Origin of the sequence: Paraburkholderia sp. J67 (assembly GCF_905220265.1) — a bacterium.
In the GTDB taxonomy this organism is placed as follows: domain Bacteria; phylum Pseudomonadota; class Gammaproteobacteria; order Burkholderiales; family Burkholderiaceae; genus Paraburkholderia.
Genome location: NZ_CAJMZK010000009.1, coordinates 254,279 through 279,499, shown reverse-complemented (window position 1 = coordinate 279,499; position 25,221 = coordinate 254,279). Strand labels below are relative to the sequence as shown.

Here is a 25,221-nt window from a genome sequence, read left to right as displayed (position 1 = left end):
TGCCAGAACCACGAAAAAAAGCGCTTACCGATAAGACCCAGCAAACTGCTGCACAACAGCAAGATTCTCACGAGTAACAAAGCTAGGCCCAGAACTCACACTAGAACCGGTATACACGGGCTTAAGCCCATACTTATCGAGCCGCGCAGCGACCTTCTTATCGCCCTTGAGCGCAGCGACAATCCGCACAGGATCATGAGTCTTATCGCGTACGGCAATAGCCATAGCGGCCACAGAAAGATAGCCTTGCAAATAAGGCTGCTGATCGATAGCAAAAGCGATCTGCCCAGACTGAATGGCTTTAAGAATATCGGGCGAGAGATCGAAAGTGGCGAGATAGATCTTGCCGGCCTTGCCAGAATCAGCCACACCGCGTAGCACCCCGATCGCCTGATCGGGCCCAAGAGCGAGAATCGCCTGCGTATCCGGATGCGACCGCAGATAAGCGGCCACCTTGCTTTGAATAATGGTGGGATCTTCCCCACTATCCATCGTGGACTTCTTGTAGTCCACCCCAATAGCGTCAGCGAACCCTTTACACCGATCCCACAGCGCCTGAATATCGGCGCCATGATTGACGCACAGGAAGTTGTGCACGCCGGCCGCCTTGGCCCGCTCGCCAGCGGCCTTGCCAGCTTCATACTCAGGCTGTCCCACATGCAGGATTGCCCCAAGCTTCATGCCATCGGTGGGGCCGCCATTGATCGTCATGAGTGGAATATGTTTGGCCTTCACGCCGCCCAAACCCTTCTGGATCATCTCGAAGTTGGGCACTGTGGTAATGACACCCGCGTAGTTGCGCGCGGCAGCCTGCTCGAGAATGCGCACCATGTCGCCCGTATCGCCAGTGGGCGGATTACGGTAATCAACCTGCACGTTGAAATCCTCGCTCGCGTCTCGCATGCCGTTCTTGACGGTATTCCACCAGACGTTCGAATCCGAGCCGTGACTCACCATCACGAAGCGCTCTTCGGCGGCTGCGCTGCCCGCGCCCAAAGCCGTAGCCAGTGTGAGCGCTGCCGTAAGCGCACTGATCGTACTAAAGCGGCTTAGTGCCAGGAACGCGCGCCGTGCCCGGCCAGAATCTGTCTTCTCCATGTTGCTGCCTCCTTTGTGAATGCTCGTGTGCCCAGCGCGTTTTTCTTGCAGCGTCGTGGCGCCAATGACGAATAGAATGTAGTTGATGGAATCCCGGCTCTCAAACGGAATCTTGAGGACTTTTCCTCATCAACGAGGTGCGCATGACAGCGAGAAAAAAGCCCACGATGGAGGACGTCGCCCAGGCGGCGGGCGTGAGCTATGCGACCGTGGAGCGGGTGTTGAATGGGCGCGGCGGCGTCTCGCGCGCGAAAGAGGCAAGCGTGCTGCAAGCGGCGCGCTCGCTCAAGATCGACCGTGCGCTGCATGAGGTCTCGGTGCGCTGGCTGCGTATCGCCATCGTCACGCAGAACCCGGCTTCGCCCTACTATGCGGCGCTTCAGCAAGGGTTCGAGCTGGCGCAGAAGTCGTTCGAGACTTATCGCGTCCTATGCAGCGTGACCTTCTTCGATGACCTCGAACCGCAGTCGCTCGCGAAAGTCATCGAGCGCGCCGCGCAAAAGGCCGATGCGATGATCGTTGTCGCCTATGAGCATCCGCTAGTGGTCGATGCGGTCTCGCGCGTCGCGAAGAAGATGCCTGTGGTGACGCTGGCAAGCGATTTGCCCGATAGCGGGCGGCTCGCGTACGTGGGCATCGACAACCGCTGTGCCGGACGTATCGCAGGCGAGTTGATGGGGCGCTTCGTCGGCCGCGAGGGCGGGCAGATCATGGTGATCGCGGGGCTGCGCACGTATCTCGGCCACGAGGAGCGCGATGGCGCGTTTCGCTCGGTGCTGCGCCGCCGCTTTCCGGCCTGCGAAGTCGTGGCGACCGTCGAGAGTCGCGAGGACGCGCGTTCGACCGAGCGGCTCACGCGCGATGCATTCAAAAAGTATCCCGATCTGCGCGGAATCTACAACATCTCCGTGGGCGATGAGGGCGTCGTGCGCGCGCTCAAGGCCATGAAGCGGGAGCATGAGATCGTCTTGATCGGCCACGAACTCACGCCGGTGAGCCGTGCGCTGCTTATAGAAGGCGTGATGGACGCAGTGCTCGATCAGAGTCCGTTCGTCGAGGCCGTGCGCGCGGTCGAAGTCATACTCGGACACTACAATCGCGGCACGCCTTCCGGGCTGCCATTGCAGACGCCGATTTCGATTTATATGCAGGAAAATCTGCCGATGCAATTTTGATCGGCCATGTTCGTCGTTACAGGATCAGATAAAGGAACGCAGCGATGAAACGTCTTTTCTGCACGCTGGCTGTGAGTCTCTTGATGGCGAATGCGCAGGCCAATCCGCTCGAACAGGGCGATCTCGTGACGTTCCCCACCCGCGAGGGCGTCACGCAAAGCCTTTTCATCGCCACGCCTGCGCAGCAGCCCGCCTGGGTGGTCGTGCTGTTCGGCGGCACGCCGGGCGCTTTGCATCTTGGGGCCGGCGGCGCCACGACGCTCAAGAGCAATTTTCTGATTCGTTCAGCGCAGCACTGGATCGACGCGGGCGACGCCGTCGTGCTGGTCGATACACCGTCCGATCATCCGGAAGGCGTCGATGACGATTTCCGCCACGGCAAGGATTCGTTTGCCGATACCCAGGCAATCCTGAAGATCGTGCGCGAGCGTTTTCCCAACGCGAAGATCGCGCTCGTTGGCACGAGTTCGGGCACGGTCTCGGTGGGCAACGCGCTGGCGCGCGACGCAAAGATCGCCGATGCATTCGTGCTGACATCGCCCGTGACCGTTTCGCGCAAGCACGAAGCGACTATCGCCGATCTCGACGTGGACGGCACGCAAAACCGCGTGCTGGTGGTCTCGAATGTGCGCGATCAATGCCAGGCATCGCCTGCCGATATTGCTAAACGGCTCGCGTCGAATCGCCACTACGAGTACATCGAATTCGATTCGAGCGAAGGTGAAGACAATCGTGCGCAACGCTGTGGCGCCGAGTCACCGCACGGGTTTCTCGGCATCGAACCCGCCGTGCTCAAGGCGATTCAAAATTGGTTGACGACGCAGCGAGCGTCGGCCAGTGCATCTACGCCTCAGTGATATCCATAGCCCGTGATTGATTCATATCGATCTGCCAATCCGTTATTGGAGCGCCGCGCAGCGTCTTTCTATACTCGGTTTCCATCAGCACTCGCATGAGGCGAGTGCCAGAAACCGCCAAGGAATACGCTCATGAGCCTGCGCCCATTGCACGATCGCGTGATCGTCAAACGACTCGATCAGGAAACCCGCACCGCATCGGGCATCGTGATTCCCGATAGCGCCGCCGAAAAACCCGACCAGGGCGAGGTGCTCGCCGTGGGTCCGGGCCGGCGCGACAACGACGGCCGCCGCATTGCGCCCGATCTGAACGTGGGCGATCGCGTGCTGTTCGGCAAATATTCTGGCCAGACCGTCAAGGTCAACGGCGACGAACTCCTCGTACTGCGCGAAGAAGACATCGTCGCAGTCGTCAATCAATAATCCGGCTTAGCGCCTGAGAGAGAAACGCATCATGGCATCCAAAGACATCGTATTTGGCGACATCGCCCGCACGAAACTGATCGAAGGCGTGAACATTCTCGCCGACGCCGTCAAGGTCACGCTCGGTCCCAAGGGCCGCAACGTCGTGCTCGAACGCAGCTTCGGCGCGCCCGTCGTCACCAAGGACGGCGTGTCGGTAGCGAAGGAAGTGGAACTGGCCGACAAGCTTCAGAACATCGGCGCACAGATCGTGAAGGAAGTCGCCTCGAAGACCAGCGACGCGGCTGGCGACGGCACCACCACGGCCACCGTGCTCGCCCAGGCCATCGTGCGCGAAGGGCAGAAGTACGTGGCGGCGGGCCTCAATCCGCTCGATCTGAAGCGCGGTATCGACAAGGCCGTGACGGCTGCGGTCGAGGAACTCAGGAAGATCAGCAAGCCGACCACCACGAGCAAGGAGATCGCCCAGGTGGCGACCATCTCGGCCAACGGCGAAGAGTCGATTGGCCAGCGCATTGCGGAAGCCATCGACCGCGTGGGCAAGGAAGGCGTCATCACAGTGGAAGATGGCAAATCGCTCGCCGATGAACTCGACGTGGTGGAAGGCCTGCAATTCGATCGCGGTTACCTCTCGCCTTACTTCATCAACAATCAGGAAAAGCAGATTGCGGAACTCGACAATCCGTTCATCCTGCTGTTCGACAAGAAGATCTCGAACATCCGCGATCTGCTGCCGGTGCTGGAGCAGGTGGCGAAGGCCGGGCGTCCGCTGCTGCTGATCGCCGAGGATATCGAAGGCGAGGCGCTCGCCACGCTGGTCGTCAACAATATTCGCGGGGTGCTAAAGACCGTTGCGGTGAAGGCACCGGGCTTCGGCGATCGTCGCCGTGCGCTGCTCGAAGATATCGCCATCCTCACGGGTGGCCAGGTGATCGCCGAGGAAACCGGTCTCACGCTCGAAAAGGCCACGCTTGCTGAACTGGGCCAGGCCAAGCGCATCGAGGTGGGCAAGGAGAACACCACGGTGATCGACGGCGCGGGCGAAGCAGTGGCCATCGAGGCGCGCGTCAAGCAGATCCGTCTGCAGATCGAGGAAGCCACTTCCGATTACGACCGCGAAAAGCTTCAGGAGCGCGTGGCGAAACTCGCGGGCGGCGTGGCCGTCATCAAGGTGGGCGGCGCGACTGAAATCGAAGTGAAGGAGAAGAAGGACCGCGTGGACGACGCGCTGCACGCTACGCGCGCGGCCGTGGAAGAAGGCATCGTGCCGGGCGGCGGCGTGGCGCTGATCCGCGTGCGCGGTGCGATTCTCGACCTCAAGGGCAATAACGCCGACCAGACCGCCGGGGTGAAGATCGTGCTGCGGGCGCTCGAAGAACCGCTGCGCCAGATCGTGACCAATGCGGGCGAGGAAGCGAGCGTGGTGGCGGCAAAGGTGGCGGAAGGCACGGGTAATTTCGGCTACGACGCGGCGACCGGGCAGTATGGTGACCTGGTGGAGAAGGGCGTGCTCGACCCGACCAAGGTGACGCGCACGGCGTTGCAGAATGCGGCTTCGGTGGCGGGCTTGCTGCTCACGACCGATGCGACCGTGCACGAGTCGCCGAAGGCAGCGGCTGCGCCCGCAGGCGCGCCGGGTGGGCCGGATCTGGGGTTCTGATCGGGGCTTACCGAAGTGAACAAAAGCCGGGAGGTTTCCCGGCTTTTTTTATTGTGCAGTACGATAAGGCATCCTTATCGTACTGCCAGCTCAAGCCGTGATCCGTGAGTGAGTACGGAAGGCAGCACTCTTGCATTGCTCGCGTGCGAGGTGGCAAGCGTCACGCCGAATAGGCCTTCGCCTTGCGTGGAAAGATGCGCGTAGAGGTCTGAGGTCAGCGCGTTCACGCCATTGGGCGTGCCGGTGTCGTGCGGGGATAGCAGCGTTAGAGTCGTTGTTCCGCTAGAAAAGGTCGCGAGTCGTACCGCGTGGCCGGGTAGCTCAGCCCGGTGAACGCCGAACGGATTGCCATAGAGCGCGCGATAGCGCTCCACACTGGCTTCAAGATCTTTCACGACGATTGCCACACTCGCGATCCCTTGCGCGCCATTCGCATGCCGCTGCGCATCGCCAGCCGCCGAGCGCAGAAATCGTGGCGTGAGATCGCTGCACAGCAAAGGGAGATCGCGCGTGATGGGCAGCGCGCTTTGCCATTCGATACGCGTACCGTCTGGCCGGATGCGTCCGCCGGGAGTCGGGCCTTCGTAATGCAGTCCGCGCGTGCGTGCCGTGTCGATTGAATCCGGCACCGCTTGCGTGAGCAGCGCAAAAGCGCCAAATCCTTTGCCTGAGCTTTGGACGCTGTGCGGCCAGCGCGGCTCGCGTACTGCGCGAGCGTCTGGCAATGAGGCTGTGAGATCGATAAAGCTGCCGTCGGCGAAGCCGATCACCGCATGATGGGTGGTGCCGTCCGCATGGATGCCGCCGCGCTGCACCGTAAAGCCGGTCTCGCTGAAATCGGCAATGGCCTGTTCGAGATCTTCAACGCGAATGACGACGTGGTCGAGCGGCAAGGACATGGTCGGGTCTCTCCAGAAGGGTGAAAGACCAGACTAGATTTCGCCGCGCAAGGAGGCAACGAAGCAATGGTGGGAACGATATGAAGCGAAACGCGCGCGACTTTCACATCGCGCGCGCAAGAGCAATGAGGAGGGAGATTCAGCCTTCAGCGTGCCAAGGCGTCAGCTTGCGTTGCAGTGCGCGCAAACCGAGTTCAAGCACGAGTGCGATGGCGCCGATCAGCAGGATCCCGGCAATCACGACATCGGTGACGAGAAAGCGCGAAGCCGAATACACCATGAAACCCAGACCGCGTGTGGCCGCGATCAACTCGGCCGCGACGAGCGTGGACCAGCCCGCGCCCAGCGCGATGCGCACGCCGGTGAGGATCTCGGGCAGCGCGCTCGGCAGCACCACATGAACGAGCAATTGCAGACGCGTTGCGCCCAGCGATGCAGCCGCCAGCAGCCGGGTTTTCGCCACGCGGCTCGCACCCGATGCGGTCGCGATGGTCAGCGGCGCGAAGATCGTGAGGTAAATCAGTAGCACCTTCGAGAGTTCGCCGATGCCGAACCAGATCACCATCAGCGGCAGATAGGCGAGCGGCGGCACCGGGCGATAGAACTCGATGATGGGGTCGAGTATCCCGCGTGCGATGCGGCTCGTGGCGATGGCGATGCCCGCCGGAATTGCGGTCACCAGCGCGAGCGAAAAAGCCAGCGCGATGCGTGTAAGGCTGGCGGCCAGATGCTGCGTGAGCGTGGCGTCGTCGAAGCCGTCGGTGTAGAGGCGCCCGAGCTTGCGCACGACCGCTTCGGGCGTGGGCAGCAGCACGGGCGGCAGCCATTGCAGATGGCTCGCGAGCCACCAGAGCGCGAGCAGTGAGCCGAGCGTCGCCGCGCTTGCCGCATGGCCTGCGTGAAAGCGCGGGGCGTCGCTGCGCGCGCGTGGTGCGGCGCTGCTGTCATTGGGCGCATTCGTAGTGGCGTCAGGGGCCGAAAGCGTCGCGGCGGTGGTGTCGTTGAACGCCATATCAGGCTCCTTCGGTTTCGCGCATGAGTTGGTCGAGCAACTCCAGATGGATCGCGGTGAATGCGGGATCGCTGCGGATCGAGCGCAGCGATTCGCCTTGCGCGTAACGGCGCGCGAAGTCGAGCCGATGGCGCGCCACCACGCGCCCGGGGCGCGGCGAGAGAATCAGCAATTCGGTCGAGAGCAGCACGGCTTCCTCGATGCTGTGCGTGATGAGGAAGATGCCTTTGCTGGTTTGCTTCCACACATCGAGCAGCAGACTCTGCATACGCTCGCGCGTCAGCGCGTCGAGCGCGCCAAGCGGTTCGTCCATCAGCAGAAAGGCGGGGTCGGCTGCGAGCGCGCGCGCGAGTCCCACGCGCTGACGCATGCCGCCGGAAATCTCGCCGATGCGATGATGCTCGAAGCCGCCGAGCTTCACGAGATCGAGCACCTCGGCCGCGCGTTTCTCGCGTTGAGCACGGCTCGCGCCCTGCATGCGCAGGCCGAACGAGACGTTGTCGATCACGTTGAGCCACGGCATCAGCGCATCGTCCTGGAACACCACGCCGCGGCTCGCGTGCGGCCCGTTCACAACGACGCCGTCGAGCGTCACAGTGCCCGACGTGGGCTGCTGAAACCCGGCGAGCAGCGAGAGCAAGGTGCTCTTGCCGCAACCCGATGCGCCGAGCGCCACGACAATCTCGCCGCTTTGCACCGACACCGACACGTCCTGCAGCGCGGTGAGCGCGCCGCGCGCGCTTTCATAAATGACGCTGACGCGTTCTGCTTTCAGCTCAGCCATATTCGACTCCCCGGGCGCACACGAGGTGCGCCCTTCATGCATTGCATCCAGTTACTTGGCGGCCGCAACGAAACGCGGCGTGATCGCGGCGCTGTAATCGGGCAGCGCCTGATCGATCTTCTTCTGCTCTTCGAGGAAACGCGCCGTTGCGCCCACGGCCTTCGCCGTGCCGCCGCCAAGGAGAGTCGGCGAACGCTGTTGCGCCGCGTCGGGATACTCGTTGCCGGCGAGCAATTGCGGTACGTCGGCGGGGCTCGCACCGGAGAGTTTCGAAATCGCGGCCACCTGCGGGGACGAAGCCGTCCACGCCTTGCCATTCGCACGATAGTCGGAAATCGCGTTGAGCGTCACGCCCACGAACTTCTGCACGAACTCGGGATGCGCCTGTGCGAAGTCCTTGCGCACGGCCCACAGGTCGAACGTGGGTGAACCCCATTTGCCGACCTGCGCCGAATCGACCAGCACGTGGCCGCTTTCCTTCGCCTTGCCGAGCGCGGGGTCCCACGTATAGGCCGCGTCGATTTCGCCGCGCGCCCATGCGGCGACCGTCTCCGTCGGCCCGAGGTTGACGATATGCACCTGATCCGGCTTGATGCCCCAGTGCTTGAGCGCGGCGAGCAGACTGTAGTGCGCCGTGGACACATAGGGCGTAGCGATGGTCTTGCCGATCAGATCCTGCGGCTTGTCGATATGCGCGCCATTACGCACGACGAGCGCTTCCGAGCCGCCCGTGAGCGCGTTGAGCACGACGGCTTCGACCGGCACGCCGCGGCTCACCGCAGCGGCAAACGGGCTCGACCCCACATCGCCGATCTGGATATCGCCCGAAGCCAGCGCGGCGACGATATCGGCGCCCGTGTCGAAGCGACGCCAGTTGATGGTCCAGCCTGTCGCCTTCTCGTAGGCGGCGCTTGCTTGTGCGAGCTTGGCCGGATCGGCGCCATATTGATAGGCGATATTGACGGTTTCCGCGCGGGCAGCCGTGCCGTGCACGACGACGAACGCGAGTGCCGCAGGCGCGGCGATAGTCTGGAGGAGTCGCTTGAGTTTCATGTTCTTTCTGCCCCGGTGTGTCGTTCGATGAGAGATGGTGTCAGCTTAGCGTCGGCGGTGCAGGGCACGAACGAAGCAAACGTGCATTGCATATGCCTGCGCGCGTCAGAACGAATCAGAAGGAATGGCGCATGCCGATACGCACGTCTGTCTGCGTTGTCGTGCTCGATGGCGCGAAACTATAGCCGATCACGGCGTCCACGCCTTGCGAGGCTTTGAGCCAGTCGCCGGAAATATAGACATCGGTGCGTTTGGACAACAGATAGTGCAAGCCCGCCGAAAGCTGGTTCCAGTGATGACCCTCGAAATGGGTGTACTGGTAGCCGCCGATCGCGCTGAATGCCGGGGTGATCTGCCAGTCGGCGCCGCCTTCGGCGACCTGCATATGCGAGCTGTTGCCGAAGGCCTTGATGGTCGTGTAGGTGTAGTTGCCCATCAGCGTGACGGTGCCGATCGCGTAGCTCGTGCCTACGCCGAAGGTGCCCTGGCGGTCCACGGGGAAGCTCGTATTCGCGTAGAGATCCGTGACGGCGCCCGTGGTGGGATTCACGCTGACGGTGGGTTGGCCCAGAAACGTGCGGGTGCCGATCATCGCGTAAGGGTCGAAAGCGTAAATGCCGCTGGGGTTATTCAATTGCGTGTAAGCCGCGCCAATGGTGAAACTGCCGCGCACGAAATGCGCGCCTACGCTATAGGCGCTGTCCTTATGGAAATCGCCGGCGACATTGCCGAACGACCACATGCCGCCGAACGTAAAGCCGCCGAAATCTTTCGAAAGGAATTTGACCGAATTGGGCAGGCGGTCGCCGTTGAAGCGGTCGAAGTCCCCTTGGTGGATCGCGTAGCCGCTGCCCCACGCGGAAATATTGTAGGCGTAGACCATTTCCTCGGTCATGTCGAGCTGGTCGCCGAACGAGAGTGTGCCCCATTGATTCGAGAGGCCCACATAGGCTTGACGGCCGAATTCGGCGCCGCCGAAGCCCAGTTGGCCATTGCCCAGATGAAAGCCGCTTTCCAGCACGAATACGGCGGACAGACCCCCGCCCAGGTCTTCGGTGCCCTTGACGCCCCAGCGATTACCGTAGGAGACGCCGTCGCCGAATTCGACCAGATGCGAGCCGCCGCTATTGCTGACGTAGGTGACACCCGCGTCGAGGATGCCGTAGAGCGTCACGCTGCTTTGTGCGTGAGCGAGCGGTGCGGCGGCGAGCGCGAGCGCGGCGGCGATGCCGCGCAGGGTCGGTGAGGAAGCTATCGTTTTTCTTGTTTGCATGATGTGGGCGCGTGGAGTGGCGAGGATGGCATCGCGCAAGATCGAGACGCCTTATCAGCCGGCGGAATAAGCGTATATCGCCAGGTGATTTGGAATCCGAACTATCGCAGCGTGCCGGGAAGTGACCGAGCCGCCACTATCGCCGACGCACATCGCACCCGTGAAGACACCGCCCCGTTATTCGGTCATAAGACGCGCTTATGCGGGGCGTGCTTCACATCGGCACTTCACATCGTCATACCGTGGCCTCGTTTTCGCACACGCTGAAGAGCCAGCGCCGAAAGCGCTGCACGGCGGGCGCTTCGGGGCGTGCGGGCGGGCGCACGAGGAAGTAGCCGCGTTCGGTGGTCACGGGCGCGTCGAGCAGGCGCACCAGCAAACCTTTGCCGATCAGATCGTCCACGAGCGGCGTCCAGCCCAGCGCCACGCCGTGACCGAGCAGCGCCGCCTGAATGACGAGCGAATAGCTGTTGAAAGTGGCGCTGCTCGCGGATTCGGGCGGCGGAAGACCGTGCGCCGCGAACCACGAATCCCACGCGAGCCAGCGCGCGGGTTGCGGCGCATTCACATGCAGCAACGGCAGCGTGGCCAGATCGTGCGGCTGGGCGATAGCGCGATGCGCGTCGAGAAAGGCGGGCGAGCAGACCGGCGTGACCTGTTCGGCGAACAGGCGCGTGGACGTGCAAGGCTTCCAGTTGCCATCGCCGAATGCAATGGCCACGTCTGCCTGATCGCGCTGCGGATCGTAGGCCGCCTGCGAAGTCACGATATTGACGTCGAGCGTGGGCATCGCATGTTTGAGCGAGGCGAGGCGCGGCATCAGCCAGTAGGCGGCGAAACCCGGATCGGTGAGGATCGTGAGCGCCTTGTCCGCGCGGCTCGTGCGGATGTCGGCCGCGGTCGCGCGGATCGTTTCCAGACTCGTGCGCACAGTATCGAAGAGCCGCTCGCCTTCGGGCGTGAGCGTGACGCCGCGATGGCCGCGCGCAAACAGCGGCGCGCCCAGATCGGCTTCGAGTTGCACGATGCGCTGGCTCACGGCGGGCTGCGTGGTGCCCAGCTCGCGCGCGGCGGCGGTAAAGCTTTTCAGGCGCGCCGCCGATTCGAAGGCGAGCAGCGCCTGCATCGGCGGCAGACGGTCTTGAGCCGTGTCGCGTGCGGTGCGCGAGGGCCGGGCGAGATTCGCGGTCATGTCGATGGCGGTAGTCATGGGGCTGACGAGAAGGCACAAGGGGGCACGCCGTGCTTATGCACTCATAAGCGCGCGAGGGGTTCACGCAGCCGTACCTGCTCGTTAAGGTGCAATGAGTCGGGGTGACGGCGCCGCTGCACCCGCATTCGTTCATTCTATCGACGCCTGAACATGGCTCATATCGCGAAACCGAATATCCTTATCCTCATGGGCGACCAGGTCACGCCCGCCGCGCTGCGCGCCTACGGCAACACGGTCTCGAAGACGCCACGCATCGACGCGCTCGCGCGCGAAGGCGTCGTGTTCGATTCCGCCTATTGCGCGAGTCCATTGTGCGCCCCGTCGCGCTACGCACTGATGGCGGGCAGCCTGCCTTCACGCATCGGCGCATACGACAATGCCGCCGAGTTGCCCGCGCAGACGCTCACGTTCGCGCACTATCTGCGCGAGGCCGGCTATCGCACGGCGCTCTCGGGCAAGATGCACTTCTGCGGACCCGACCAGTTGCATGGCTTCGAAACGCGCCTGACCACGGACATCTATCCCGCCGATTTCGGCTGGGTGCCGGACTGGTCCGAGCCGCAGCGTCGCCAGAGCTGGTATCACAACATGAGTTCGGTGTTCGACGCGGGGCCCTGCGTGCGCACGAACCAACTCGACTTCGACGACGAAGTGGGCTACACGGCGCGCCAGCATCTCTTCGATATCGCCCGCGATCAGGCGAGCGGCAAGGATACGCGGCCCTTCATGATGGTCGCGTCGTTCACGCATCCGCACGATCCGTATGCGATTGCGCGTGAATACTGGGATCGCTATGAGGGCGAAGAGATCGACTTGCCGAAAGTGACGCTCGACTACGAAGAGAGCGACCCGCATTCGCGCCGTTTGCGCGAAGCGTGCGAGATCGACCGCGATCCCATCACGCCGCAACACGTGCGCAACGCACGGCGCGCCTACTACGGCGCGCTCTCGTATCTGGACGATCAGTTCGGCGCGATCCTCGACACGCTGAAGGCAACGGGTCTCGCCGACGACACCATCGTGATCTTCACCACCGATCACGGCGACATGCTGGGCGAGCGCGGCCTCTGGTACAAGATGAGCTTTTTCGAAGGAGCGGCGCGCGTGCCGTTGATCGTCCACGCGCCGGGCCGCTTCGCACCGGCTCGCGTGAGCGCGTCCGTCTCGCACGTCGATCTGCTGCCTACGCTCGTGGAGATGGCGACGGGCGAGCGACGCACCGCATGGCCCGATGCAATCGACGGGCACAGCCTCGTACCGCATCTGCATCGAGAGTCGGCCCACGACGAGGCGATCGGTGAATATCTGGGCGAGGGCGCGATTGCGCCCATCGTGATGATCCGACGCGATCGCTATAAATACGTCTATTCGCCAGCGGACCCCGAACAGCTTTTCGATCTGCGCGATGATCCGCAGGAGTTGCGCAATCTCGCCAGCGATCCCGCTCATGCGCAACAGTGCGCGGAACTACGTGCCGAGGTAGCGCGCCGATGGGATCTCGATGTTCTCCATGAGGCCGTGCTCGCGAGCCAGCGCCGCCGCAGCTTCCATTTTCGCGCCACGCGCCAGGGCCGCATCGAGCATTGGGACTGGCAGCCGAACATGCGCGCGAGCGAGCGCTATATCCGCAGTCATCTCGATCTCGATTCGCTGGAGGAGAACGCGCGATTGCCGCGCGTTCGGTAGGTGAATCTCAGGCCGCGTCCCAGCGCGTCTCGGCCACGACGAGTTTCTTCGGAATCAGCTTGAGATCGGTGAAGGTGTCGGCGATCTGCTGCTGATATGCGAAGGTTGCCGCGTCGATGGGCTGTACGCCGAAGCTCGCGCGCTTGAGCGCGACTTCGAGCGTGCCGGCGTCGAGCCCGACCAGCGGCGACAGTTGTGCAGCCACGCTCGTGATATTGGCGCGCGCATAGGCATCCACGGCGGCGATCTCGTCGAGCAGCGCGTGCACGACCGGCGCATGCGCCGTCGCGAACTTGCGGCCCGCGAGATAGTACTGCGTGTTGCGCACGAGCCCTTCGCCCGTGGCGATGGCGCGCGCATTGGCCTGACGCTCGATAGCGGCGAAGTAAGGGTCCCAGATCGCCCACGCATCCACGCTGCGGCTCGTGAAGGCCGCGCGCGCGTCGGCGGGTGCGAGATAGACGGGTTGGATATCCTCGTAGCGCAGATTCGCTTTCTTGAGCGCTTCGACCAGCAGGTAATGCACGTTCGAGCCGCGATTGAGCGCAACACGCTTGCCGCGCAGATCGGCCACGGTGCGGATCGGCGAATCCTGTTGCACGACGATTGCCTCGGCGCGCGGAGCAGGCGGCTCGCTGCCGATATAGACGAAATCCACGCCGCCCGCCTGCGCAAAAATCGGCGGCGTCTCGCCCACGGCGCCCACATCGACGGCGCCTGCGTTGAGCCCTTCGAGCAATTGCGGGCCGCCCGGAAATTCGAGCCATTGCACCGCGAAGCCCGATGCAGCAAGGCGCTTTTCGAGCGCTTTCTGGGACTTCAGGACCACGAAATTTCCATACTTCTGATAGCCGACGCGCAGTACTTTGCTGTCTTCCGCGCGTGCCGCGCCGCTGCCGAGGGACAGTGCGAGTGCGCCCGCCGTCGCGGTGACGCCACGCAAGGCGCCGGCAGCGCCGGCTTTCAGGAGCAGACGGCGCGTGTCATTCGCGCCAAGGCGGTCGTGCGGAGGGTTCGACATCGTATTGTGGCCTTCGAAAGTAGCGGAAAACGCGTGCATGCACGGCGAACGGGCATGATGCGTGGCGAGTCGCGCGCTGGTCAACGAAATCGCTTCGAAGATTTTCTGCTACGTATTTCGCGTGGGAGAAATAGGCAGGGGAGAGACGATGCCGCTGAGGTCACACTTCCGCGTGAGCACCGTTGCGGCGCTCGTGTTCGAGCAACCAGCGCTTGCGATCGAGCCCACCGCCGTAGCCGGTCAGCGAGCCGTCGCTGCCCACCACGCGATGACAGGGAACGACGATACCAATCGGATTGGCGCCGTTGGCATGCCCCACGGCGCGCACCGACGACGGCCGGCCGATGCGTTGCGCGAGCAGCGTATAGCTGATCGTGCTGCCCTGCGCGATCGAGCGCAGGGCAGCCCAGACTTCGCGCTGAAAAGCGGTGCCGCCCGTGCTGCACGCCAACGTGTCGATCGCGGCGATATCGCCGTCGAAATAGTGCTGCATCGCATGGCTTGCCGGGGAGGGGCGATGGTTTTCCTCCAGCACGACCTCGTAGCCGCGGTATTGCGTGCGCAGCAATCCATGCATGCGGGGCTCGTAGTCGCTCCAGTCGAGCGCGCGCAGGGTGTCTTGCGCGTCGGTCAGGATCAGCATCTGGCCCAGTGGCGTCGCAACGCGTTCCAGCTTGAATTCCAGCGCCTGCATGATGGGCTTACGCTCCTTGTTTGAAGTGCCGGGCGACGTTCAGTTATCGAATGTGCCTTGATATTCAGGCGCGGCGTCGCGGCGGGTATTCATCTCGAACATCACGCCACCCGGTGCCCGGCAGAAAAAGCGCGAGCCTCGGCCGTTGTTGAAGATATCGGTTTCCATCGTCACGCCATCGGTCTTAAAGCGCGTATGCAGCGCCTGCACGGCTTCGAGATCCGGCAGTTCGAAGCCGAGATGGAAATTCTTCGGCCACGTGGGTGCGTCTGGTCCGGCGTAGTCGATTACCACATCATAGCCGGGACGCTTGAGGATAAAGGAGCGATCCCAGGTGCCCGCGATCGTGAAGCCCAGATAACGCTCGAAGAAGGCTGCGGTGGCCTGCGTATCGGCCGAGGGGAAGCTCAGGTGATTGAGCTTCATCGCGTGCGTGATGTCTTGCGTTGCGTCTTTCATTGGCGATCTCTCTTGCTGTGGCGGCGGCCCCATGCCGTGCCCGACCCGTGAAGAAAGATTAAAAGAAGCGTGCGCGTTCGAATACTCGCATTGCGGCCAGACGTGAGATTGCCGGGAAGGTACGCAAAAAGGACGTTAGCGTGGGAGGGACCCGATGGAGAGAACCGGATACTCGCGTTTGCTTCGATGCAAACGATGCGGCAAGGCGGAAAAGAACGGGGCCATTCGCGGTAATCGAATGGCCCCGATTCGTTCAACGTAATCCGAACTTAAGCCGCCAACTTCAACGCCTGCTCAAAATCCGCAATCAGATCGTCGATATCCTCGATACCGGCGGACAAGCGCAGCATGCCATCGGAAATACCCATTGCTTTGCGCGTTTCCGCGCCTGCCTCATAAAAGATCGTCGGCGCGACGGGAATGATCAGCGTGCGCGTGTCGCCAAGTCCGGTCGCCTTGATCGGCAATTCCAGCGCGTTGACGACGTCGATCATGCGATCCGCGTCGAGCAACTCGAACGACAGCAGCCACGACGCGCCCTTGAACAGCTTCTGCGCGACCTCATACTGCGGATGGCTCTTCAGCCCCGGATAAAACACCTTGCCAACGGCCGCATGCCCTTCGAGAAACTGCGCGAGGGCGAGCGCATTGTCGCTGCTTTGCTTCACGCGCAGCGCGAGCGTTTCCGCGCCCAGCGCAATCGCGTGCGCCTGCTCCGACGACAGCGCTGCGCCCATATCGCGCAGGCCCTTCTTGCGGATCTGCAACAACCCCTGATCCTTCGCGGCCGAGCGTCGATAGTCGTCGGCGATGTTCGGGTACGCGCTCCAGTCGAACAGGCCGGTGTCGGTGACCGCGCCGCCGAGCGCGGCGCCGTGGCCTGCGATCGTCTTGGTCAGCGAGTTGATGACGAGGCTCGCGCCCACCGCCTTCGGCTTGAACAGGGCCGCCGAGGTGATCGTGTTATCGACGACATAGGCCAGGCCGCGCTCGCGGCACACTTCGCCGATACCTTGCAGGTCGGGAATCTGCGTGCCCGGATTGGCGATGGTTTCGACGAACACCATGCGCGTATTCGGCTTGATCGCGTTCTTCACGTTCTCGACATCACACGCGTCGACGGTCGTGACTTCGACGCCGAGTGTGCGCAAGGTGCCGAACAGGCTGTTGGTGTTGCCGAATACGTAGCGGCTCGACACCAGATGATCGCCCGCGCGCAGGAGCGTGAGGAAGGTCGCCGTGATCGCGGCCATGCCGGTGCTGAAGCAGATCGAGCCGATGCCTTCTTCCAGGCTCGTGATCTTGCGCTCGAGCGCGGCGGTCGTGGGCGTGCCCTGACGTGCGTAGTTGAAACCGCCCTTTTTCGTGCCCTGGAATACGCCGATCAGATCTTCGACGCGCTCGAAGCCGTATTGCACCGACGTATGGATCGGCTGACGCACGCCGCCGTGCTCGCTGCCCGAGATCCTGTCGCCGTGAACGATGCCCGTGGTAAAGCCTTGCTTGCTCATCCCTTCTCCGCTTTTCAAACCTGCTTTTCAAGTCGATTCCGTGTCGCCGATTATCGCCTGTAACGCCGAGGTCCGCGAAGTCTTCGGTGCAGGCGGGCGGGCAAGGCGCCTGTTCAGGCGATAAGAGCACGTCGTGGGTAGGCATGGCGCTGGAGGGTTTGGCCGCTTAAAATCGTCATTTCGACGTAATTCATTACATGATGCTTTCAACGGGGACGGCATTGCGTGTCAAACACGCAATGCGGAATGTGGTAACTGCGATGGCGACCGCGCTGGCGCTACACGGCACGCTCGCGTGCGCAGAGGCGGTTGAGATTCCGCTGGGTACGCCGGATGGTTTTTCGGCCAATCGTATCGATGCGACCGGCGGTGGCCGCTATTGCATCAGCGGTAGCGTCTACGACGACAGCGGGCCAAGCTGGTCGGCGATGGTCGTCATGGTCGATGCGCAAAGCGGCCGGGTCCTCTGGCGTACGCCCATTCCCTATGCACCCGATCATGTGAGCAATTCGCCCAAGGCATGCGGAAGCGACGGCCATTCGATCTACGCCGTCACCGAGGAAAGCACGCAGAGTGCGGCGACGCTCAATCAAAACGTCGTCGTGTTGAACCGCATTTCGGCCACGGGCAAGCTGGAAAAGCAGCAGCGCCTGAGCGTGGGCTTTGACGAATGGTCCTGGCTCTTTTCCGTGGGGGCGAACGGCATCACGATTGCGGGCGGCACGAGCGGCACGACCCAGATGGGTGGCCCATTCGGCACTTACGTTGCGCAGTTCAATGCGGACCTGACGCAAACCGGCGTCAAGCGGCTGCCGAGTGGGGCGTTTGGCAACGACGCCAGCGCATCGCTCGACGGCGACCGTCTGCTGGTGGCGGGCTCGTTCCTGCCGAACGAGGGCGAGGGGCACGACGGCTATGCGGTGTCGAAAGTGGATATCGACAAGAAGCGCTACCTCTGGTCGACCTACGCACTGCCCGATGCGAAGCTCACGACGAGCGCACTGCTGGCCGGGGACGGCACGATTTACGTGGCTGGATCGGCGCCATCGGGTGCGCTGACGATTACGACGATCGACCGCACGGGCAAGATCGCGTCGACCTTTACGACGAAGTCCAAGGCGTTCTGCCATTTGAAGACGGCGTTGGCGAGTGGTCATACGCTGAAGGTCTTCGGCAACTCGTGCAAGGACGACGCCACGACCGAGCTCCTTTCCGTGGACCTCGCATCCCACGCGGTCAGTCCTGTGCATGCCTTCCATACCGAATTGCAGGCCGGTGGTTTCGACGGCAACAATTGGATCGGTGTGGCGAAAACCCAGGCGCACGGCCTGGCGTTCGTGCGCGGATCGGAATAACGCTGGCGTTACTCGCGGGCCCCGTCGAGGGCCCGCGCCCCCGGCTTCGCGCGTCTTAACATTTTCTTGAGACGCGCTTGCTTACCATTGCAAATCACAATCATTCTTATTTGCATTAGGTGAGTACATGCAGTTGAATCGGGGAACGTCGGGCCGGCCGTCCAGCCTGCTGGTGAATCTATTGGGCGCGGCCTTGGGCTGCGTGGCGCTGCCTGCGGCGCATGCGCAGGCCACGCAGGGGGCGCAGAGCGCGCAGACCACCACCCAGACATCGCAAACTTCCAAAGCCGCTGAGACGGCTCAATCCACCCAATCCACCCAGCCAGTCAAAAGCGGCGAGATCTTGCCCGCCGTCGTCGTGAGCGGCAAGTCCTCGCCGTATCAGACGCAGTTCGTTCAATCGGACCTGTTCACCGCGCCCGTGCTCGACATGGCGCAGAGCGTCTCCATCGTGCCCAAACGCGTGCTGGACGAGCAGCAGGCCCAGAGCCTGCAGGACGTTCTCAAGAACGTGCCGGGCATCACCTTCACCTCGGGCGAGGGCAATCTCGGCTGGGGCGACATGTTCACCATCCGCGGTTTTTCGGGCGAACAGAGCATCACCATCGACGGCATGCGCGACGCGGGCCTCGCCAACCGCTCGGACACCTTCGACGTCGAGCGCGTCGAGGTGTTCAAGGGCACCGGCACGATCGAATCGGGCGTGGCCGCGCCTGGCGGCAGCGTCAACCTGGTCACGAAGGAAGCGCATCTGGGCGATGCGTACCACCTCTCGACGACGCTCGGCTCGGCCCGCTACCGGCGCGTGACCGCCGATCTCGACAAGCAGATCGGCGAGACCTCGGCGCTGCGCCTGAACCTCATGCGCCACACCCAGGATGTCGATGGCCGCGCGATCGTGCATGACGACCGCTGGGGCGTGGCGGGCTCGCTTGCGATGGGCCTTGGTACGCCGACCACGGTCACGCTCGATTATCTGCATCAGCAGGACAACAACGTGCCCGATACCGGCGTGCCGATCGAGCGCGGCACGGGCGGCCAGCGCATGCCGGGCGTGCCGCGCAACGGCTGGTATGGCGACCCCGATCTCTACAAGGACCACGCCACCACCGACCGCGCGAGCATCCGCGTCGAGCACACCTTCAACGACAACCTGCGCATCTCGAACTTCACGCGCTGGGAGCAGACCGACCGCACGACGGTGCTCGCACCCGCACGTTTCAATTCGACGGCGGGCACGTCGTATGGCTACGTCGGCACCGGTGGGCTGGTGACGAGCTCATCGGGCGTGCTCTCGTACAGCGGTTACGGCGCCGATCCCAACCTGTCGCCGCTGGCGGTCCTGCGCGGCAGCAACTACGGCACATCCAAGCGCTACGACATCGTTGCGAACGAAACCAATGTGAACGCGTCGTTCGACACGGGCGGCGTGCATCACGACCTGGTGGTGGGCGCGGAGTTCTATCACGAGCGTTATGGCGATCTGCCGCGCAGCGTGATGGCGCCCTCGACGAATCCGGTCATGGATCTCACCAACGCCTATGGCACGAGCATGAGCGGTGTCGAGACGATGGAAGGCACCACGGGCGACTACGCGGCGGTGAGCGACGGCGGCGTCTATCTGCGCGACACGGTGACGATCACGCCGAAGTGGATCGTCGAAGGCGCGGCGCGCTATGACCGTTTTTCCGTGAAGCAGGTGAGCGGCGCCGCCAACGCGCATAGCGTGGCGCGCAGCAACGATGGCGCGTTTAGCGGTCGTATCGGCGTGACGTACAAGCCTTTGCCGTTCGGCAGCGTCTACGCGAGCTATAGCCGGGCTTCGCAGCCTTCGGCGGTGGGTGCGTCCACCAATAACGTGATCTACGGCGATACCAGCAGCGCCAGCGCGAGCCTCAAGCCGGCCGTCGCGCAGACCTGGGAAGTGGGCTCGAAATGGGATCTGCTGCAGCGGCGTTTGTCCCTGACGGGCGCGCTCTTTCGCACCGAGTTGAGCGATTCGTGGGACTACGGCGATACGACCACGAGCGTGGTGCGCGCGCTGCCGCCTAAACGCGTCGATGGTCTGGAGTTGGGCGTCTCCGGCAACATCACGGACAAATGGTCGGCGTTCGCGGGCTTCGCGGCCATGCGCGGGCGCATCACCAAGGGCGTCAATGCGGGGCAGCGCCCGGCCAATGTGCCGAATGCGACCTTCAATATGTGGACCTCGTATGAAGTAACGCCGAAGTTCACGGTCAGTTACGGCGTGCAGTACGTGGGCACACGCCGCTATACCGACAACGAATACGTCGGTGGCCAGAGCAATAACAGCAGCACGGTGAGCGGCGCGAGCGGTACGCATCCGACCTATGTCTACGATGCCGAGAAAGCCCCGTCGTTCTGGCTGCATTCGCTCGCGGCGCGCTATACGGTCAGCAAGAATCTGTCGCTGAGCCTGAACGTGCAGAACCTGTTCAACACGTTCTACTACTCGGCGATTGGTGCGTCGCTGGATGGCTTCCAGATTTACGGGGTGCCAGGCGCGGGCCGCACGGTCCTGCTCTCCGCCGACGTGCGTTTCTGATCGCGGCGCGCCCGCATGGCAATCAATAGAGTCAAACGATGATCGTGGAAATACCGGGCGTCTTTAGCCCGCAGGAATCGAAGGGGCTGGTCGAGCGTCTGCGCGCTGCGCCGTGGATCGACGGCAAGGTCACGGCGGGCGCACAGTCGCAGCGTGTGAAGCAGAACCGGCAACTGGCCGGCGACGATCCGCTCGCGCGCGAGATTGGCGGCGAGATCGTCGATCGGCTTGCGAAAGATGCGGTGTTCATGTCGGCGGCGCTGCCCAAACGCATTTATCCGCCGCTCTTTAATTGCTATGCGGGTGGCGAGGCGTTCGGTTTTCATATCGACAATGCCGTGCGGGGCATTCGCGCTTCGCGCGAGCGCGTGCGCACGGATCTCTCGGCGACGTTGTTTCTGAGCGATCCGTCGACCTACGACGGCGGCGAACTCGTGATTCGGGATACCTTTGGCGAGCAGCGCGTGAAGCTGCCGGCGGGGCACATGATCCTGTATCCGGGATCGAGCGTGCACAAGGTGGAGCCTGTCACGCGCGGCGAGCGCATCGCCTCGTTTTTCTGGGTCGAAAGCCTCGTGCGTGACGATGCGCAGCGCGCGCTGCTGCTCGATATGGACGTGGCGATCCAGCGGCTCACGCAACAACAGGCCAGTGACGATGCGCTGGTGTCGCTCACTGGTTGCTATCACAACCTGTTGCGGATGTGGGCCGATACGTGATGCGACTGCGTCGCGTATTCAGGTCTTCGAAAGATCGATAAGGAAGCGCGTGCCCTTGCCGGGCGCGGTGTCGAGCGTGACGTGCCAGCCTTGGTGCTCGCAGATGCGCTGGACGAGCGAGAGGCCGAGGCCAAGATTGTTGTGATTCGCGGCGCCGCCGCGCACGAAAGGTGCGAACACGTGCGGTTTTACGGCATCGGCGATACCGGGGCCGTCGTCGGAGACTTCGAACGTGCTCGCACTCGCGCGCACGACGATGCATGTGCCGCTGGCGGCGTGCTGGAGCGCGTTGCGAATCAGGTTCGACAGGACGATGCGCAGCAGCGCGGCCGGGTACAAGGGCGCATGCAGCGTGGCGTCAAGCGGGACGAATTCGCCCTCCATGCGCAGACCCAGTTGCGTCGCGCGCGCAGACCAGTGGGCGATTTCCTCGTGCACGACCGTGGCGATGTTGCTTTGCGCAAAGCCCGTGGCTTCGGCCGAACCGCGCGAGAGCATCAGATAGGCCGCGAGTTGCTGATGAATCTCGCGCGACGCCATGTGCATGCGTTGTAGTTTTGCGCGGTTCGCTTCGGGCAGCGCAGGGTCGTCGAGCAGCAGTTCGCACGAACTCGAAATCACCGTGAGCGGTGTGCGCAATTCGTGGCTTACATCGGCGGTGAAGAGCTTTTCGCGTTGCAGTGCGGCTTCGAGCTGGTTATAGGTGGCGTCGAATGCCGCGGCTAGACGGCCGATTTCGTTCTCGGGATAGGCGTGGGCAAGGCGCGTTTGCGGCGGCTGTTCGGGGCGCGTGACGACCTGTTCCGCGAGCCGCGTGAGCGGGCGCAGAAAGCGGCGCGTGACGGCGCCGCCCAACAGGAAGGCGACCAGCAGGCCACCGCCTACGCTGCACACCGTTACCCAGTGCGAATGCGCGCGGCGTTCCTCGAATGCGGTGTAGTCGCGCAGCAGCATATAGCGCACGCCGTCGCGGTCGTCGGCCATGATGTGCCAGTCGCGATCGTCATGCTCGATGCGCGTGAAGCCGGGCTCCACCTGGCGTAGCCAGCGCGGGAAGGTCTCGCCGCCGGGCTCGCCGTGGAAGAAGCGCTCGGGCCGGCCCACGTCCTTGCCGGAGAGAAACTCGCCGCGCACGCGCTCGAGCGCCATGCCCATGTCGATCTGCTGAAGATGCGTTTCGAGCCTGTTGACGGTCCACATCGACACGAGCGAGAGCAACCCGCCCACCAGCACGGCCAGCACGAGATACGTGAGCACGAATTCGCGTGCAAGTGTGCGCGGGGCGCGTGCTGCGCTGGCGTCAGGCGTCATGAGACTCGGGCGCGCGCAATTGATAACCGACGCCGTGCACCGTCTGCAACAGCGCATCGGCGAAGGGTTTATCGATTACCTGGCGCAACTGATGAATATGCGTACGCAGACTGTCGCTATCGGGCGGCGAATCGAGCCAGAGCGCTTCTTCAAGTTTGCTGCGCGAGACCACGGCGGGACTCGCTTTCATCAGCAACTTCAGCAGCGTCATGGGCGCGGGCGGCAGACGCAGCGACTGGCCCGCGCGCGTGAGTTCGCGCGTGTCGATATCGAGCACGAGATCGCCCACCTGGAGCGTGCGTGCGATCGCGCGGCTGCGCGGGCGCTGCATCAGCGCCTTGACACGCGCGCCGAGTTCCGCGAGCGCGAAGGGCTTGATGAGGTAATCGTCGGCGCCCGCGTGAAAGCCCGTGAGGCGGTCGTCGAGCGTGTCGCGCGCCGTCACCATGATGAGCGGGGTTTCGCAGCCCGCGTCTTCGCGCAGGCGGCGGCACAGCTCGTAACCGTCGAGGCGCGGCAGGGCGAGGTCGAGAATGATGACGTCGAATTCGCCTTGCGCGGCAAGCGTATAACCGTGCATGCCGTCCATTGCGCAATCGACGATGTAATTTCGCGCGCCAAGATAACTGGCGATATTGCTGAGAATGTCAGGATCGTCTTCGATCGCAAGAATACGCATGATTGACCGGAAAAGACCCGTGATTGAATACGACGCGCGATTTTAACATCGGCGATCGTTTTGATTCTTATTTAGCGGAAATATCCCTGCTTTTAAAGCAGGCATCCTGATTAATGAATAAATGTAGGGACTCGTTTTTTTGCACGGACGGGGCGGCAGGCGATTATCGGTTGAGTCATTATTTTTATCGACATATTGCAACTAACTGCCAGCCATCCTCCACTCGCTCGAACCATGCGATCCCTACCAGGATCGCATGGCATCAACCTGGCACCGCAAACCGTAGACGGCTAACAGAATCCCGCCCTTTTTTCAGCGTGGTGGCGTTTGTTCGATTCGCACTGGCAGCCAAAGCGTCGATGCAAAGCACAGCGCGTGCAGCAACGCGAGCGCGACGAAGGCGGCCAGAAACTGCGATGGTTGTGCGCTCGATGCATGGCCCATCGTCATGGCGAGCGCTATCGACACCAGCGTCGTGGCAAAGGGGCCACCGATGCGTTGCGCGATATTGAGCGCCGTGTTGGCGACTGGCATGCGCGCCTTCGGAAGCGATGCATAAGCTGCCGCGATGGACGGCACGCTGATCGTGCCTTGTCCGAGGCCAGCGGCGAAAAGGCTCACCACGGCCCACATCGGCGAGTAGGCGCCCATCGCCATCCAGACGAACGCAAGCGTGCCGAGCAGCGCCAGCAACGCGCCACCCGCCGCGACTGGACGACAGCCGAAGCGATCGGTCAGTACGCCGAGGAGTGCAAACGAAGCCATCATGCCGACACCGATGGCAGCCACAAGCCAGCCCGCCTGCGCGGCGGACAGCCCGCACCCCACGATCAGAAACAGCGGTACGGCCAGTTGCCGTCCGAACAGCATGCCGTTGGCGCAGAACTGCGTGAAGGCGGCGACACGGAAGGTGCGTCCCGAGAAAATCCGTACGTCGATCAATGCGGCTTCGCCTAGCCGTCGCGAATGCCAGACGAAGGCTGCGAGCAGCGCGACGCCTGCGCCCAGGCACGCCACGCCGCCGGGACGCGACACCCCCTGCAAGCCAGAGACCAGTGCGACGAGCCCCGGCGAAACCAGCGCGAAGCCCGCGAGATCGAACGGGCGGCGCCGCAAAGACGCGGTATCGCGCGGCAGCATGCGTGCGGCCAGTCCCACGCCGATCACGCCGATGGGCACGTTGACAAAAAAGAGCCACGGCCACGACGCGTGCGCGAGTATCGCGCCGGCCAGAACCGGACCCACGATAGGCCCGAGCAGGATCGGCAAGGTCGTATAGCCCATCACGCGCTGCATATTCTGGCCGCCAACGCGCCCGATCATCATCTGCGCCATGGGCGCCAGTACGCCCGCCACAAGCCCTTGAATGAGCCGCGCGGCGATCAGCATGACGATACCGTGCGCGATGCCGCACAGCACGGAAGCAAAGGTGAACCCGGCGAAGCAGAACAGATAGAGGCGTTTCGCACCCACGCGGTCCACGAGCCAGCCGTTGAGCGGCAGCATGAGCGCCATTGCCAGCAGGTAGCCGCTTACGATCCATTGCGTCATCGCGATGGGTGCGCCCAGCGCATGGCCGATCGTCGACAGCGACACGTTCACGAGCGTCGCATCCATCTGCGCCATGAACGAGCCAATCGAGACGACGAGCGCGACTTTCCACACGCGCGCGTCAATGTGCGAGGGGGATTCAGCGGGCCGTTCCAGATCCATTGCTGGACCATCCTCCAGATAGCGTTTGCCAATAAAAGACTATAACCGGGACGGAACATT

General features: G+C 63.1%; 22 protein-coding genes. 8 read left to right on the top strand and 14 right to left on the bottom strand.

All coding sequences use genetic code 11. From position 1 onward, the window contains the following. Nucleotides 1-24: 24 nt before the first annotated feature. Complete coding sequence (locus U5782_RS19300) at nt 25-1,098, bottom strand: sugar ABC transporter substrate-binding protein (protein WP_322045460.1); 1,074 nt, start codon at nt 1,096-1,098, stop codon at nt 25-27. Between the two features lie 143 nt (nt 1,099-1,241). Here U5782_RS19300 and U5782_RS19295 point away from each other — a divergent pair, with 143 nt between their 5' ends. The 4 genes from U5782_RS19295 to groL all read left to right on the top strand — a co-directional run bounded on the left by U5782_RS19295 (nt 1,242) and on the right by groL (nt 5,213). Then, nucleotides 1,242-2,273, top strand: coding sequence for a LacI family DNA-binding transcriptional regulator (locus U5782_RS19295; RefSeq protein ID WP_322045459.1), 1,032 nt, complete (start codon nt 1,242-1,244; stop codon nt 2,271-2,273). A 44-nt stretch (nt 2,274-2,317) separates the two neighbouring features. After that, entirely contained in the window at nt 2,318-3,130 is an 813-nt protein-coding gene (locus tag U5782_RS19290) for a hypothetical protein (RefSeq protein ID WP_322045458.1), read from the top strand. Nucleotides 3,131-3,262: 132 nt separating this feature from the next. Next, complete coding sequence (locus U5782_RS19285; RefSeq protein WP_322045457.1) at nt 3,263-3,553, top strand: co-chaperone GroES; 291 nt, start codon at nt 3,263-3,265, stop codon at nt 3,551-3,553. Between the two features lie 31 nt (nt 3,554-3,584). Then, a complete protein-coding gene (gene groL, locus U5782_RS19280; protein ID WP_322045456.1) occupies nt 3,585-5,213 on the top strand; it encodes a chaperonin GroEL in 1,629 nt (542 codons plus the stop codon). Between the two features lie 74 nt (nt 5,214-5,287). Here groL and U5782_RS19275 read toward each other — a convergent pair whose 3' ends face one another. The 6 genes from U5782_RS19275 to U5782_RS19250 form a co-directional block, all read right to left on the bottom strand. Next, on the bottom strand, nt 5,288-6,112 hold the full coding sequence (locus tag U5782_RS19275) for a VOC family protein (protein ID WP_322045455.1): 825 nt from the start codon (nt 6,110-6,112) through the stop codon (nt 5,288-5,290). A gap of 139 nt (nt 6,113-6,251) precedes the next feature. Then, nucleotides 6,252-7,124: a taurine ABC transporter permease TauC gene (gene tauC, locus U5782_RS19270; protein WP_322045454.1), complete on the bottom strand. Its 873-nt coding sequence runs from the start codon at nt 7,122-7,124 to the stop codon at nt 6,252-6,254. 1 nt (nt 7,125) lies between these two features. Further along, complete coding sequence (locus tag U5782_RS19265) at nt 7,126-7,908, bottom strand: taurine ABC transporter ATP-binding protein (protein ID WP_322045453.1); 783 nt, start codon at nt 7,906-7,908, stop codon at nt 7,126-7,128. A gap of 51 nt (nt 7,909-7,959) precedes the next feature. Continuing rightward, nucleotides 7,960-8,961, bottom strand: a complete 1,002-nt coding sequence (gene tauA, locus U5782_RS19260) for a taurine ABC transporter substrate-binding protein (RefSeq protein WP_322045452.1) — start codon at nt 8,959-8,961, stop codon at nt 7,960-7,962. A gap of 115 nt (nt 8,962-9,076) precedes the next feature. Further along, nucleotides 9,077-10,234, bottom strand: a complete 1,158-nt coding sequence (locus tag U5782_RS19255) for a porin (RefSeq protein ID WP_322045451.1) — start codon at nt 10,232-10,234, stop codon at nt 9,077-9,079. Nucleotides 10,235-10,469: 235 nt separating this feature from the next. Continuing rightward, entirely contained in the window at nt 10,470-11,444 is a 975-nt protein-coding gene (locus U5782_RS19250; protein ID WP_415914366.1) for a choline sulfate utilization transcriptional regulator, read from the bottom strand. A 153-nt stretch (nt 11,445-11,597) separates the two neighbouring features. On the opposite strand from U5782_RS19250, the gene betC reads away from it, so the two are divergent. Continuing rightward, nucleotides 11,598-13,133, top strand: a complete 1,536-nt coding sequence (gene betC / locus U5782_RS19245) for a choline-sulfatase (protein WP_322045450.1) — start codon at nt 11,598-11,600, stop codon at nt 13,131-13,133. A gap of 7 nt (nt 13,134-13,140) precedes the next feature. Here the strand turns inward: betC and U5782_RS19240 are convergent, their stop codons facing one another. From U5782_RS19240 to U5782_RS19225, 4 genes are all read right to left on the bottom strand, one after another. Next, nucleotides 13,141-14,154, bottom strand: coding sequence for a sulfonate ABC transporter substrate-binding protein (locus U5782_RS19240; RefSeq protein ID WP_322045449.1), 1,014 nt, complete (start codon nt 14,152-14,154; stop codon nt 13,141-13,143). Nucleotides 14,155-14,314: 160 nt separating this feature from the next. After that, nucleotides 14,315-14,848, bottom strand: a complete 534-nt coding sequence (locus tag U5782_RS19235; protein ID WP_322045448.1) for a methylated-DNA--[protein]-cysteine S-methyltransferase — start codon at nt 14,846-14,848, stop codon at nt 14,315-14,317. Between the two features lie 39 nt (nt 14,849-14,887). After that, entirely contained in the window at nt 14,888-15,274 is a 387-nt protein-coding gene (locus U5782_RS19230; RefSeq protein WP_322045475.1) for a VOC family protein, read from the bottom strand. A 302-nt stretch (nt 15,275-15,576) separates the two neighbouring features. Then, a complete protein-coding gene (locus U5782_RS19225) occupies nt 15,577-16,818 on the bottom strand; it encodes a cystathionine gamma-synthase family protein (RefSeq protein ID WP_322045447.1) in 1,242 nt (413 codons plus the stop codon). A 260-nt stretch (nt 16,819-17,078) separates the two neighbouring features. Between U5782_RS19225 and U5782_RS19220 the strand changes: the two genes are divergently transcribed. From U5782_RS19220 to U5782_RS19210, 3 genes are all read left to right on the top strand, one after another. After that, nucleotides 17,079-18,173: a hypothetical protein gene (locus U5782_RS19220; RefSeq protein WP_322045446.1), complete on the top strand. Its 1,095-nt coding sequence runs from the start codon at nt 17,079-17,081 to the stop codon at nt 18,171-18,173. 127 nt (nt 18,174-18,300) lie between these two features. Further along, the gene (locus tag U5782_RS19215; RefSeq protein WP_322045445.1) at nt 18,301-20,739 is read left to right on the top strand and encodes a TonB-dependent siderophore receptor; all 2,439 of its coding nucleotides are present in this window, start codon (nt 18,301-18,303) and stop codon (nt 20,737-20,739) included. A gap of 38 nt (nt 20,740-20,777) precedes the next feature. Continuing rightward, entirely contained in the window at nt 20,778-21,458 is a 681-nt protein-coding gene (locus U5782_RS19210; protein ID WP_322045444.1) for a Fe2+-dependent dioxygenase, read from the top strand. 18 nt (nt 21,459-21,476) lie between these two features. On the opposite strand, the gene U5782_RS19205 is transcribed toward U5782_RS19210, so the two are convergent. The 3 genes from U5782_RS19205 to U5782_RS19195 form a co-directional block, all read right to left on the bottom strand. Beyond that, nucleotides 21,477-22,769 carry a HAMP domain-containing sensor histidine kinase gene (locus U5782_RS19205; RefSeq protein WP_322045443.1) on the bottom strand — a complete coding sequence of 431 codons (1,293 nt, stop codon included), beginning with the start codon at nt 22,767-22,769 and terminating at the stop codon, nt 21,477-21,479. After that, complete coding sequence (locus U5782_RS19200) at nt 22,759-23,448, bottom strand: response regulator transcription factor (protein WP_322045442.1); 690 nt, start codon at nt 23,446-23,448, stop codon at nt 22,759-22,761. Before U5782_RS19200 ends, U5782_RS19205 begins: the two co-directional genes overlap by 11 nt. Before the next feature lie 312 nt (nt 23,449-23,760). Next, nucleotides 23,761-25,161, bottom strand: coding sequence for a DHA2 family efflux MFS transporter permease subunit (locus U5782_RS19195; protein ID WP_322045441.1), 1,401 nt, complete (start codon nt 25,159-25,161; stop codon nt 23,761-23,763). Between the last annotated feature and the right edge of the window lie 60 nt (nt 25,162-25,221).